Source organism: Levilactobacillus sp. HBUAS70063, from assembly GCF_038374745.1.
Lineage (GTDB): Bacteria > Bacillota > Bacilli > Lactobacillales > Lactobacillaceae > Levilactobacillus.
This window is the reverse complement of record NZ_JBANSM010000013.1, coordinates 1-9903: the sequence shown is the minus strand read 5'-3', so window position 1 is coordinate 9903 and position 9903 is coordinate 1. Positions and strand designations below refer to the sequence as shown.

The following is a 9903-nucleotide window of genomic DNA, read 5'->3' as shown; positions in this document are numbered from 1 at the left end:
AGCAAAAAAATATTTTTTATTGCGCGTTTTTTGCGCAACATCGCTATTAACATTGATATTACAGCATCACTAAATCCAATAAGCGGCTTATTAAGGAAAAATAGGCGTTTTTAGCGAAATATGAAATCCTGTCAGGATAACGCCTGGCAGGCTTTTTTATTTTGAAAAGATACTAGAAAAGACTAGAAGATAAAAAAACTTTGCGCAGATTTTGCACGCTCCACTTTTGGGATAGTTTTTTATGGCTATCAAGGAGTTTAAATTCGATAGAAGGTTTGGACAAAACATCAAGAGAATCAATTATTCTTTGGTCAGTCCGTGATTTATATTCATCAATCATATACGCATACCGATTGGCGGTGATAACGATGCTACTGTGTCCGAGTCGCTTAGAGATGGCATACAGGTCAACACCTTGTCCGAGCAAGTAAGCTACATGAGTGTGACGACAAGAATGGAAGTGGAATCCTTTGAGTGGGGAACCGATGGCCTTCAAAGATGTTCTCAGCACCTTGTTTATACCAGCAGATGTCGGTATCACATTTTTCTCGGCAAAGACTAGCTCCCGGGAATTATTGCGGGGGAGCTCTTTAAGCACGTCCAGTAACCAGCGGTTGGCCCTGACAGATCGATACGACCACTCATTTTTGACATCCTCAAAGTCCTGATTCGTTTCGTTCCAAGAATTCTTGACGTCAATCATACCAGTATCAAAGTGAATGGCACTCCATTTAAGCCCCTCAACTTCGCCAGGACGCATACCAGTATCAAGTGCGGTTAAGATCATGTACCGACCAGTAAATTGTGGACGCCGCGTTCTTAGCAGGTATGTGGTCAACAGCTTGAGCTGATGTTCGTTGAGGTACTGAATTTTACGCGTCCTGTCCTTGTCATAGACCATCGTAACGTTATAGGCAAAGTCTTTCGAGATGATGCCATCGTACACAGCGTTCTTGATGCAGGCGTGATATTGGGAGCATAGTTTGGCCATGGTCTCTTTAGAACGGGTTTGGCCGATGTTTCGGATGAATTCTTGATAGTCACGGCGAGTGACAGTATCAAGGCGCGCATAAGGCATTCCCTTGGCCAGTATCTTATGACTGAGCTCATAAGTCAGGCGTGTTCGGTCTTTAATGCCGGGTTCCTTGTATGTCTGATACCAATCCCAAAAGTAGTCTTTGAAGTAAGGGACGACGGCTGTCACGATTTTTCCATTACTACGGTCGACTTCAAACTGATTGGCCCACGCGGTAGCAGCACTTTTTGAGCGGAACCCACCGTGGGTCTTCGTCTTAAACTTGCCATCGGCATCCTTATAGCTGATCCTGGCCTGCCAGCTCTTGCCTCGCTTGGTAATACTTGCCATGGATATTCCTCCTTAATTGGAAACTGAAACTGTTTATTTTTCCAAACGTATGTTCTTTTGATGGCAAAAAAGAAAATCCCATTAGGGACTTCTTGTATTGCTATGGACCTTGTTGGACGCGAACCAACTGAACCCAATGAATCCTACGGTTTAGGAAACTGTTGCTCTATCCTGTTGAGCTAAGGGTCCAAATGCTTCTCCCGGAATCGAACCGAGGGGAGTCACCAGACAGAAGCTGTTATTCACCCTCTACAGGCTTGTTAATATATCCATCAGCTGCATGGATGACATCTGAAACGCTCATATTGCCAGGGACCATTTGCTTAATAGTTTTTGGCTTAAATGTATAGACAATAACAGGGACGTTTTTTTCTTTATGCCCGTATGTATCTTGTAAATCCTGAACATATGAGATTTTAATTGTATTAAAGTCAGAGTATTTCATCTTTTGAATTCCTTTTACTACAGAAGCAGCAGAATCTTTCATGGTGTCCTTACTTTCCTTGTTACTATTTATCTGAATGTTGGCAAAGTAGGGCTTTGATGTATCAACGCCCTTAACGGATACACTTGAGCTTGTGTAGAAGGCTAATACATCATCATGTTTTAACGCTTTATTAACTTGATACTTCAATCCACTGAGCCCAGTTGTTTCTTTGATATGCTGCTTAGCGGCAGCTACCTTTTCGATAGAAGACTCTTTGGCACGTGACTCTGAAGCAGCGATTCGTGATTCTGATGCCGCCACCGCGTGTCTGTGATTGGCCTTCTTCTCTGCAGCAGTGTAGGTGTGCTGGAAAGTCATTCGATTTTTGGCAGCATACGACGAAGGAACAAATATGTTAAAAATGACAATGAGAGCTAGAATTCCAACTAAACTTCCTAGAATCGGATGTGAGTTTTTCATACCGGCAAACAAAAAATAAGCACCAGTTGCACACGCTGCTAGTATCAGCAACCGAACAAATATTTCTATGATAATAATTAAAAAGAGTGGCATCATGATTCCTCCTGAGATATGTACAGCTTTTAACGTCATCAGTTTTGGACAGTAGCTAAAAGTGAACGTATGTTTTATAATTACGATAAATACGTAAGTGGAGATGGTAAACATGGTATCAATGGATCAAATTCGATGCGATGACGTTTGCGATATGCTATTTAAAAAGATGATGACCATGAACCTCACCGTTGGTGAGATGCAGGTGGTTTCTAATAACATGACAAACTATTTGGAAAACCAACTATCATTACTACATGTGAGTCCTGATATACTCACGAACAGTGGGGATGGTGAAAAGATATGAGTGCACCAATAGTTAAATTTAAACGGGTAAGTCTTAATCGAGTTATCTTAGCTAAGCAAAGCTCTGACCATATTACAGCATATTGGGCTCAATATTTCCGTGATGACGGGACTATGGTATTTCAAGAGAAACTAACCTTAAATGAAACAGCTAAGTTAGTGGCCGAAGAAAAGCAGATGGATGAACTCGCCAACTTGTAGCCCAAGAGGAAGATAGTCTTTTAGCAGTTTCCCATACTTGGAGAAACTGTCTTTTTTTAGACTTATTTTCCCGGATTCGAACTGTTGAAGTTGATCAACTAGCTCATGAAAAAGTTCTTGATCCTCCGGCTTAATGTCAAAGGCGTTATCTTTGATCGTTTTCAATGTAACATGATTACTCTGAGACTGAGAGACTCCATTATTACCAATTGCGATTTGACTTTGATTCACATGATCAATATGAGTGGAGTTTCCGAACTCTCGTTCATATTCATGTCGAGTTTGAGTCTTGAACTGTTCAATATTTGCAGACTGGCTGGAAATCGTGGTAACAATTAATTCATCACCATCTTTAGACAACATATCGCCAACTCTAATTTTATTGTATGATTCGGGCCAAACGATAATGGAGTTATCCCCCTTTGATATTCGAACGTGATCCAGCATTTTCCCTGAGCGGTAGAGCTGATAAATTAATGACTGTTCCTTGAAAAAATCGTCGTCGAATATTGCTTCTGCAAGTTCACTTTCAGTCATTGCTGATGACCTCCTTAATCTAAAACGTGCTTGTACTGCAATCCATACGCCAAACCAACTTCATGCAGGTATGGTAATTCAAGACCGATGTCATCAGCGGCGGGGTAATCTGAGTCCTCACACGCATATTCGCGACGTAAACGGTCCATGTCAGCCCGTGTCAGCAAGTGAGTAAATCCCCAAACACGAGCCCGGCGTTCCTGTTTCATATTCTCTAACGATCCATAATCGGTAATGTCGCCAATCGAAGTTTCAACATGGCCAATTTCCTCTAGTATCCATTGGCATAGTTGATCGGGTGTTTTTCTTTCGTTAAGGGCGACCTCATCACCGATTGCCAGGCCGCTCAGGCGCACTGGTAACCTTTTGAAGCTAAAAGTAATTTCCGAATATTGCGCCATCAAGGTTTCAAGTCTATTCAATAAACTCAGTCCTTTTCATGACGCTTTTTGTACTGCGCCTTTTTGAACTCAATATAGTCTCTTATTTCTTGACGTTCCTCGTCGGTTAAGTCAGCTAGATCGCCATCAATATGGGCGGCGACTGGTACATCACCGAGGTCAACTTTTCGTCCCAGCAAGTAGTCAGTAGTAACTCCAAAAATATCAGCTATTTTGTTGAGTTCATCTGCTGATACCTTTCTGGTGTTATTTTTTATGCGGCTAAAAGCAGAACGGTCAATTCCGATTCTTCGCGCAATTTCCGTTTGACTCAGTTCAGAGTTTTCTTGCAGGTAAGAAATTCTTTTAGCCAGTATTTCATCACTGTTCACGAGCCATTCTCCTATCTAATATGCGTTTTTCACACATTAATAATAACATTGTTGTGAAAATAGAGAATATTTTGTGTGAAATTAACAATTATATCTTGACGTTGTGATAATCACACGTTATACTGTGTCTTGTAAGTTGTTGCGATAATCACACGGAAAGGAGGCCTAATTAATGCAAGCAATTGCTAAGAAACGTGTAGACCTTGAATTCATAAAAAAGTTGCGTAATGAGAATCACTTATCCCAAGCTGAGGTCGCAGAAGCTTTAGGTCTTAGCACTCCAGATAAGTATAATCGCCGAGAAAATGGGGATTACAATTTTAAAGCGGAGGAACTTCAAGCCCTTGCGGTGTTATTTCATGTTCAAATGGAAAAATTTTTCACTTCATCCGTGTGATTATCACACAGAAATCTGAGGAGGTGAGCTGATGGAGAAAGAAGAATTCCAAAATGCAGTTCTCACAGAACTTCGTAGCTTAAACAAAACGCTCAAGGTTATCGCTAGTAGCCAAGAGCGTCACATTCAAATAGCTATTGAGAATCCTGCATCGAAGAAGAACCAATAGTGAAACTAGTGATTTTATCCAAGTCTACTGCTAAGAAGTCGACATTTAAGGGCTGCAGTGAAGACAGCGATTGGATAGTTACGTTTTGAAGATAGACGATAGAGTCCTTCTGCTCTCTCATTCGGGAAATAATCTGACGTTTACTAGTACTGCCGTAGCTATTACTTTTGCCAAATTTATCGATAGTTTCGTCGAAAAGCTTGCTAGAAGAGGTAAGCCCTTCGAATAAAGCTGAGTAAACGGGGCTAGATTCAACGTGATCACCATCAGATAGTAAATCACCAATAATGGCGGTTGAACTGGTAAATAAAATCAAATGATTTTGGTTACCATTGCCTATTGACTTAGCAACGGCAGAAGATACTGAGATTAGCTGGTTCTTAAAGATCATTTTAGTCACCTCCTTTCGATGAACGATTTAGTAATTAGTTCATTGAAGAAAGGAATATAGGTATTAAGTTCATTTTTCCACCTCGTTGTAAGGCGGAAAGTCGAAGAAGTCGTGAACTGAGATGCCAAGAGCAGAACAAAGCGAATGCAATAGATCTACTTTTGGAACACTCTGTCGATAAATAAAAGAACTCACCGTTGATTGAGTAACTCCTGCTAACGTAGCCAAACGATTAACGGTTAAATTGCGCTCACGCATAAGATCATACAAGCGTTGAATTATTAATTCTGATTCAGTCATAAAAGGTCCTCCAAACGTGTTTGCGTTAATCGTAAAACAAATTCATTTAAAAAAGTTACGCTGTTGCGTTGACAATTTACGCAATGGCGTTATAATAAAAGCATAGTTACGCAAATGCGTTAACTCTAAGGAGATGAAAAACATGATCGGCTCAGAAATTAAAAAAATTCGTTCCAAGCTTGGCTGGACGCAAGCAAAACTAGCAGATGCTGCGGGCGTATCACAGAGTACTGTAAACACCCTCGAGAATCGAACAAAGCACCCTGATGCTGTAACACTAAATTTACTTGCCAAAGCAATGGGCGTAACTGTGGATGACTTATTAGAACCTAAGGAGGTGACCAAGTAATGGAAGTAACGCAAGAACAGCTTGAACAGATGGTTCAAGAACAAGTAAGAAAAGCTGTTGCAGACAATCATCCGGGTAACGTTCCAACGGAGTTAGCAACGTTTAAAAAGGAGATTACAGATTTTGCTAAACAAATCTCCGAAGAAACTCCGGTTAGATATGATTCATTGTCGCAAGCCTTCAACAGCATCATTCGAACGAAACTACGACTCAAAAGAATCAATGATTTACCCATATCTAAAATTGAAGAAGCACAAAAGATATTTGAGTCAATTAAGGCAGTTTTTTAATTGTCAAGGAACAGGGGGTACCAAGATGACACGGCAAGAAAAGATCAACTTCGTTGCAGAAAGTAGTAATCATACCGCAGATATCATTGCGGCGATGGTTGAAGCAAATGGCGAGGGCTATCTTGATCGCTTGTACATGATTGAATGTTCCAAAGCAAATGACCAGTCATTTGAACTCCAGTATCAATGATAACTGTGAGCTTAGGAAAAGTGATTGAATTCAATTTCCAATCACGATGGGAGGAAAAAGATGCAAAGCAAATTTTCAGAACAACTAACGCTTGCCCTAGATGGGATTCAGGGTTCGCTAACACACAAGCAAGTAGCTGGTAAGGTTCATGTGTCTGTCGGTCAGCTAAGTCGTTTGAAGAACGGCACTCGTAACACGGACAAGCCAACGAGAATATCGTTGGCGGACACACTGCAAAATATTTGGCTTAATTTTTCTGGGGCACGGGAGGATTACCATATTCCGTCTTTTATGAAAAATAAGACTAAACATGACGATGTAATGGCGGCCCTGTTTCAACAGCGAAAAGAAGAGAATGAGCGGCGAAGTCTTGAAGAGTCGTTTGACGAAGCGATGACCACTAAGCCAGAGCTTAGATCACCACAGCAAACGCTTCTCATCCGGGACTACTTCCAGGAATACGTTGAAGAGATTGGCGCCGAAGAGACTGATATCGCGATGAAAGCCAAGTACGCGGGTGAGGATATTCAAAGCGTCTTCGATGCTTATAACAAGCGAATAGGGGGGTGAAAACATGATTCAAGCACCGCAAAGTATCAAAGCAAATATCGAAATTGCCATTCCGGATAACTTCGAGTTAGTCCAGCGTGACGAAATCGAGAGCCTTCGTGGTCAAGCACTGACCGGTCGAACGTGGACCATGCAAGATCTGCGTGAGTGGGTCGGCAAGAAGTCGACGACTTGGATCAAAGCCAGCATCCTAGAGAATCCGCGGTACAGCCGAGAGATTCAACAAATGGTTGACCATCATGAAATCAAAGAGGCTGCGGGGCCCGGGACACGTTGGCTTTTCAAAGCTGGCCCCATGGCGGAGTTCTTAGACCGTCACTGGGAAGAATTACCTTGGTAAGGAGGTGACAAGAATGGATGTGTTCTACTACTACTTCGGCGAATTTGCATCGTGGTTCTGCTTCATGTTCCTGTGCATCTACGGCGGCTACAAACTGTCCGAATCGGTGCATCACTACGGCGGCTGGAAAGCCTGGGCAAAAGACTTCTTTGGACTGGAGGACCAACAATGAAATTTTGGCATAAAAAAAGAGTTCTAGGTCGCACCCCAGAACTCAAAACAAGATTGCTCTTGTTAAATATCTATTACTGTAATTCTAACTCAAGAGGACGGTGGTTTCAATGCTAGGAGGTACGTCTTACATGTATGACAAGTTATACGGCCGGCAACAAATCAGTAGCATTAGTGAACCCGCTACGCTAGACACCGCTGGTGAACCGCTACAGACAGGTAGTCGCTACTGGGTAGTTGATGACGGTGATCGTGAGGCTTTTATCTACGACAGCTTAATTGACGTGGATAACTACCTTGAGAACTTTAGTGACAGTGGTCACGACGTGTACTTTAACGCAGTATTGGCACTATACGGATACTGTCCAGAAGCACGGCGAATCACCTACCTTGGGGACGGCCTAATTGAGGAGGTAAAGTAATGGACCAAATTCGAGAACGACCACGTCCAAAGGTCGAGATGACCTACAAAATGAATCGTTATCAATGGCTGGAACATCGCCGCAAGGGCATTGGCGGTTCCGATGTATCTGCTATCTTAGGCTTCAACACTTGGCGCTCGCCTTTCGAAGTGTGGGCCGATAAGACCGGCCGACTACCGATTGATGACAGCGGCAATGAGTTTACTCACTGGGGCAACATCATGGAGCCTATCTTGGCTCAAGAGTTCCAACGGCAAACCGGTAAGAAAGTTCATCGTCAGAATAAAACGTTTGTTGATCCTGAGTATGACTTCTTGCGAGCTGACATCGACCGAGACGTCGTTGGCGAGCCTGGGTTCCTCGAAATTAAGACTGCGATGGAATTTAAGTCATTTGAATGGACGGACGATGAAATTCCACCGGCATACTTGCTACAAGTTCAGCACTACATGATGGTACTTGACCGGCCGTATTGCTACTTTGCCACGTTGATTGGTGGCCACCACTTCATCACCAAGCGAGTTGAGCGAGACGATGAGTTGATTGATACCATGCGCCAGCAACTGATTGATTGGTGGGAGAAGCACATCATCCAAGGTATTCCGCCAGAGATTGATGGGTCGGATTCAACGACTAACGTCTTAAAGCAATTGCATCATGAGACGGAAGGGCAACCCATCATCTTGGACGATGATTTAGATAAGTTGCTGGTTGAGCGTGAGCACCTTAAGCAGGGGCTTAAAACTTACAACAACGATATCAAGACTACGGAAAATAAGGTTCGGGCAGCAATGCTAACGACCGAGATTGGTACATCAGAACACTTCGTTGTAACTAATCGTTTGACCAAGCGTGGGAACCGCGTACTGCGGATTAAGGAGAAATAGAAATGGCAACTAATAATACTTTGAATAAAGCGCTAAATCAGCAACCTCAAAAAGTTAGCGCAAAAAATGCGTCGATCAAGGTTCTGCTAGAATCACCAACGATTCAGGCCAAGTTTCAAAACGTCTTAAAGGATAAGTCATCAGGATTTGTTAGCTCCGTTTTGAACGTAGTCAATACCAATGGCTATCTAGCAGACGCGCAGCCAATGTCGATTATGACCAGCGCTATGGTGGCCGCTACTTTAGATTTACCCATTGACCCTAACTTGGGATATGCCTACATTGTCCCATTCAACGGTAAGAACAAGGAAACTGGACGCTGGGAGAAGAAAGCTCAGCTCATCATTGGATACAAGGGCTACATTCAACTGGCCCAGCGTTCTGGTCAGTACCATAAGCTAAATGTGGCACCAATTCCCGAGGGGGCGTTCATCTCCTGGGACCCATTGGCAGAAGAGCTCAAGTACGACTTCAGCAAGCAAACGTCAGATAAGATTGTGGGCTACGCTGGATACTTTGAACTACTGAATGGCTTTACCAAGACCGTCTATTGGACACGTAATCAGGTCGAAGCCCACCGAATTGCTAACAACAAGGCTAAGGATAAACGGTCGCTAACTGGTGTATGGCGTGATAACTACGATGCAATGGCCACCAAAACGGTTCTCCGAAGCATGTTGGGCCGCTGGGGTATCTTATCCATTGAGATGCAAAACGCCGTCAGCAAGGACGAGAGGCCTCAAGAATTAACTGATGATGGTCAACTCGTTGATGATCGGTTGGATATTACTGATGATGCCACGAATGATGATAGCAATCCTGACAGCGATCCTGAAATCGTTGACGAGAAAAAAACAGAAAAGGCCAAGACTAAGCGTAAGCCAGCAACAGATAAAGATGACAAAAAGTCAGACTTGACCAGTCAGGAACAACAGGATATTTTCAACGCTATCAACGATAAGAAGTAAAAAACATGACCATGATTAGGGGGTGAAAGCTTGGATTACTTCAAACAAAGACGGGCGTACCGCAATTTTAAAATGTATGAAGCGAGCGTCTCTAACGGCCAAAACAATCTGTATCGTGAGTTACTAGACTACGCGAACGATGAAGGCAAGTTGGACATTCAGTTTCGCATGAAAAATTCGGCACTACTTAGTCTGACAGGACTATCCGAGCCCGGCCTCGATAAGGCACGAAATTCACTGGTCCAATTGGGACTAATTAAATACGTCAAAGGGAAAA

General features: G+C 42.8%; 18 protein-coding genes, 1 tRNA gene and 1 pseudogene. 12 read left to right on the top strand and 8 right to left on the bottom strand.

The features are described from left to right. Window positions 1–172: 172 nt before the first annotated feature. From V8I28_RS12800 to V8I28_RS12775, 6 genes are all read right to left on the bottom strand, one after another. Entirely contained in the window at window positions 173–1366 is a 1194-nt protein-coding gene (locus V8I28_RS12800) for a site-specific integrase (protein WP_341780445.1), read from the bottom strand. A 103-nt stretch (window positions 1367–1469) separates the two neighbouring features. Further along, window positions 1470–1555, bottom strand: a tRNA-Arg gene (locus tag V8I28_RS12795). A 49-nt stretch (window positions 1556–1604) separates the two neighbouring features. Continuing rightward, window positions 1605–2366, bottom strand: coding sequence for a hypothetical protein (locus V8I28_RS12790; RefSeq protein ID WP_304057645.1), 762 nt, complete (start codon window positions 2364–2366; stop codon window positions 1605–1607). Window positions 2367–2828: 462 nt separating this feature from the next. Beyond that, window positions 2829–3410, bottom strand: coding sequence for a hypothetical protein (locus V8I28_RS12785; protein WP_341780444.1), 582 nt, complete (start codon window positions 3408–3410; stop codon window positions 2829–2831). Between the two features lie 14 nt (window positions 3411–3424). Next, window positions 3425–3832, bottom strand: a complete 408-nt coding sequence (locus V8I28_RS12780; RefSeq protein ID WP_341780443.1) for a hypothetical protein — start codon at window positions 3830–3832, stop codon at window positions 3425–3427. Window positions 3833–3837: 5 nt separating this feature from the next. Further along, complete coding sequence (locus V8I28_RS12775) at window positions 3838–4182, bottom strand: helix-turn-helix domain-containing protein (RefSeq protein ID WP_341780442.1); 345 nt, start codon at window positions 4180–4182, stop codon at window positions 3838–3840. 172 nt (window positions 4183–4354) lie between these two features. Here V8I28_RS12775 and V8I28_RS12770 point away from each other — a divergent pair, with 172 nt between their 5' ends. Both V8I28_RS12770 and V8I28_RS12765 read left to right on the top strand, forming a co-directional pair. Then, window positions 4355–4579, top strand: a complete 225-nt coding sequence (locus tag V8I28_RS12770; protein ID WP_139960796.1) for a helix-turn-helix transcriptional regulator — start codon at window positions 4355–4357, stop codon at window positions 4577–4579. Between the two features lie 31 nt (window positions 4580–4610). Continuing rightward, complete coding sequence (locus V8I28_RS12765) at window positions 4611–4748, top strand: hypothetical protein (protein ID WP_341780441.1); 138 nt, start codon at window positions 4611–4613, stop codon at window positions 4746–4748. Here V8I28_RS12765 and V8I28_RS12760 read toward each other — a convergent pair. Continuing rightward, window positions 4714–5139, bottom strand: a complete 426-nt coding sequence (locus tag V8I28_RS12760) for a hypothetical protein (RefSeq protein ID WP_341780440.1) — start codon at window positions 5137–5139, stop codon at window positions 4714–4716. The genes V8I28_RS12765 and V8I28_RS12760 overlap by 35 nt on opposite strands. 69 nt (window positions 5140–5208) lie before the next feature. Continuing rightward, a complete protein-coding gene (locus V8I28_RS12755) occupies window positions 5209–5439 on the bottom strand; it encodes a helix-turn-helix domain-containing protein (protein WP_003642789.1) in 231 nt (76 codons plus the stop codon). Between the two features lie 142 nt (window positions 5440–5581). Here V8I28_RS12755 and V8I28_RS12750 point away from each other — a divergent pair, with 142 nt between their 5' ends. From V8I28_RS12750 to V8I28_RS12705, 10 genes and pseudogenes are all read left to right on the top strand, one after another. Beyond that, entirely contained in the window at window positions 5582–5788 is a 207-nt protein-coding gene (locus tag V8I28_RS12750; RefSeq protein ID WP_072557994.1) for a helix-turn-helix transcriptional regulator, read from the top strand. Then, window positions 5788–6078: a hypothetical protein gene (locus V8I28_RS12745; RefSeq protein ID WP_341780439.1), complete on the top strand. Its 291-nt coding sequence runs from the start codon at window positions 5788–5790 to the stop codon at window positions 6076–6078. The genes V8I28_RS12750 and V8I28_RS12745 overlap by 1 nt, the downstream gene beginning before the upstream one ends. A 25-nt stretch (window positions 6079–6103) precedes the next feature. After that, window positions 6104–6268: a hypothetical protein gene (locus V8I28_RS12740; protein ID WP_164505618.1), complete on the top strand. Its 165-nt coding sequence runs from the start codon at window positions 6104–6106 to the stop codon at window positions 6266–6268. Window positions 6269–6328: 60 nt separating this feature from the next. After that, entirely contained in the window at window positions 6329–6838 is a 510-nt protein-coding gene (locus tag V8I28_RS12735) for a helix-turn-helix domain-containing protein (protein WP_341780438.1), read from the top strand. 4 nt (window positions 6839–6842) lie between these two features. After that, window positions 6843–7178, top strand: a complete 336-nt coding sequence (locus V8I28_RS12730) for a DUF771 domain-containing protein (RefSeq protein ID WP_129033019.1) — start codon at window positions 6843–6845, stop codon at window positions 7176–7178. A gap of 13 nt (window positions 7179–7191) precedes the next feature. Then, window positions 7192–7350 (top strand): hypothetical protein, encoded by a 159-nt coding sequence (locus V8I28_RS12725; RefSeq protein WP_341780437.1) that lies wholly within the window; start codon window positions 7192–7194, stop codon window positions 7348–7350. 130 nt (window positions 7351–7480) lie between these two features. Further along, window positions 7481–7771, top strand: a complete 291-nt coding sequence (locus V8I28_RS12720; protein ID WP_341780436.1) for a hypothetical protein — start codon at window positions 7481–7483, stop codon at window positions 7769–7771. Next, on the top strand, window positions 7771–8658 hold the full coding sequence (locus tag V8I28_RS12715; RefSeq protein ID WP_341780435.1) for a YqaJ viral recombinase family nuclease: 888 nt from the start codon (window positions 7771–7773) through the stop codon (window positions 8656–8658). The genes V8I28_RS12720 and V8I28_RS12715 overlap by 1 nt, the downstream gene beginning before the upstream one ends. Before the next feature lie 2 nt (window positions 8659–8660). Continuing rightward, on the top strand, window positions 8661–9626 hold the full coding sequence (locus V8I28_RS12710) for a recombinase RecT (protein WP_341780434.1): 966 nt from the start codon (window positions 8661–8663) through the stop codon (window positions 9624–9626). Between the two features lie 30 nt (window positions 9627–9656). Next, window positions 9657–9903 (top strand): annotated as a pseudogene (locus tag V8I28_RS12705) (DnaD domain protein); the annotation flags it as partial.

Coding starts and splice junctions, on each gene's coding strand:
- V8I28_RS12800 (WP_341780445.1), bottom strand. CDS start 1,366: ATGGCAAGTATTACCAAGCGAGGCAAGAGCTGGCAGGCCAGGATCAGC.
- V8I28_RS12790 (WP_304057645.1), bottom strand. CDS start 2,366: ATGCCACTCTTTTTAATTATTATCATAGAAATATTTGTTCGGTTGCTG.
- V8I28_RS12785 (WP_341780444.1), bottom strand. CDS start 3,410: ATGACTGAAAGTGAACTTGCAGAAGCAATATTCGACGACGATTTTTTC.
- V8I28_RS12770 (WP_139960796.1), top strand. CDS start 4,355: ATGCAAGCAATTGCTAAGAAACGTGTAGACCTTGAATTCATAAAAAAG.
- V8I28_RS12765 (WP_341780441.1), top strand. CDS start 4,611: ATGGAGAAAGAAGAATTCCAAAATGCAGTTCTCACAGAACTTCGTAGC.
- V8I28_RS12760 (WP_341780440.1), bottom strand. CDS start 5,139: ATGATCTTTAAGAACCAGCTAATCTCAGTATCTTCTGCCGTTGCTAAG.
- V8I28_RS12755 (WP_003642789.1), bottom strand. CDS start 5,439: ATGACTGAATCAGAATTAATAATTCAACGCTTGTATGATCTTATGCGT.
- V8I28_RS12750 (WP_072557994.1), top strand. CDS start 5,582: ATGATCGGCTCAGAAATTAAAAAAATTCGTTCCAAGCTTGGCTGGACG.
- V8I28_RS12745 (WP_341780439.1), top strand. CDS start 5,788: ATGGAAGTAACGCAAGAACAGCTTGAACAGATGGTTCAAGAACAAGTA.
- V8I28_RS12740 (WP_164505618.1), top strand. CDS start 6,104: ATGACACGGCAAGAAAAGATCAACTTCGTTGCAGAAAGTAGTAATCAT.
- V8I28_RS12735 (WP_341780438.1), top strand. CDS start 6,329: ATGCAAAGCAAATTTTCAGAACAACTAACGCTTGCCCTAGATGGGATT.
- V8I28_RS12730 (WP_129033019.1), top strand. CDS start 6,843: ATGATTCAAGCACCGCAAAGTATCAAAGCAAATATCGAAATTGCCATT.
- V8I28_RS12725 (WP_341780437.1), top strand. CDS start 7,192: ATGGATGTGTTCTACTACTACTTCGGCGAATTTGCATCGTGGTTCTGC.
- V8I28_RS12720 (WP_341780436.1), top strand. CDS start 7,481: ATGTATGACAAGTTATACGGCCGGCAACAAATCAGTAGCATTAGTGAA.
- V8I28_RS12715 (WP_341780435.1), top strand. CDS start 7,771: ATGGACCAAATTCGAGAACGACCACGTCCAAAGGTCGAGATGACCTAC.
- V8I28_RS12710 (WP_341780434.1), top strand. CDS start 8,661: ATGGCAACTAATAATACTTTGAATAAAGCGCTAAATCAGCAACCTCAA.